The sequence below is a fragment of the Actinospica durhamensis genome (assembly GCF_018139695.1).
GTDB lineage: Bacteria > Actinomycetota > Actinomycetes > Streptomycetales > Catenulisporaceae > Actinospica > Actinospica durhamensis.
Genome location: NZ_JAGSOG010000755.1, coordinates 1 through 443, shown reverse-complemented (window position 1 = coordinate 443; position 443 = coordinate 1). Strand labels below are relative to the sequence as shown.

General features: G+C 71.8%; 1 protein-coding gene. It reads right to left on the bottom strand.

Annotation, left to right across the window (positions count from 1 at the left end):
• Window positions 1-443 (bottom strand): VOC family protein (locus tag KDL01_RS42065; protein ID WP_212534290.1); only part of this gene is annotated, 443 nt, incomplete at both ends.

Sequence of the window (443 nt, the reverse complement as noted above, 5' to 3'; positions counted from 1 at the left end):
GGGTGTGGCGGGTCCTGCCGTAGGTGGCGATCGCGGCCAGCACGACCGTGCCGTGCTCGTCCTTGAGCTCGTACGGCTCGGCGACCGGGCGGGCGCCGTGCTCGACGGCGTAGGCGTACGCGGCGCGTGCGTCCGGCACCTCGAGGGCGAGGTCGATGACGCCGTCGCCGTGCGCGGCCACGTGGTCGGCGAGGAAGGCGCCCCACTCGGTGTACTGCTTGACCACCGAGGTGAACACGAAGCGGGCCGAGCCGCTCTCCAGGACGTACGCGGCGGTCTCGCGGTTGCCGTTCTCCGGTCCGGAGTAGGCGACCAGCTTCATGCCGAAGGCGGTGGAGTAGTAGTGCGCCGCCTGCTTGGCGTTGCCCACGGCGAAGACGACCGCGTCCATCCCCTTGACCGGGAAGGGATCGGCCTGCCGGGCGTCGGTCGCGGGAGTGTGG